This window comes from Massilia sp. CT11-108 (assembly GCF_047302915.1).
GTDB lineage: Bacteria > Pseudomonadota > Gammaproteobacteria > Burkholderiales > Burkholderiaceae_D > Telluria > Telluria orientalis.
This window is the reverse complement of the sequence record NZ_JBKYMO010001815.1, coordinates 1-231: the sequence shown is the minus strand read 5'-3', so window position 1 is coordinate 231 and position 231 is coordinate 1. Positions and strand designations below refer to the sequence as shown.

The 231-nt window shown below is 67.5% G+C and carries 1 protein-coding gene; it reads right to left on the bottom strand.

All coding sequences use genetic code 11. The features are described 5' to 3' along the window. Positions 1 to 231 (bottom strand): STAS domain-containing protein (locus tag ACEN88_RS36430; RefSeq protein ID WP_413347231.1); only part of this gene is annotated, 231 nt, incomplete at both ends.

Here is a 231-nt window from a genome sequence, read left to right as displayed (position 1 = left end):
CGTGGAGAAACGCGTCGGCCAGCGTCGCTTTCGTGTCGACGCCGGCGAGGTTCACGCCGAGATGCACGTTGGTCTGGGCGATCTGCGGCCGGATGCCGCTGAGGATGCAGTCGGCGCCCATCTGGCGGGCCGCCGCGATGGTCTTCATCTGGTGTTGCGCGTCCATCGTGTCCAGGGTGGGGTCGGCGGTGATGTCGATGATGGCCGTATGGACGTGGGTCGCGGCGTTGC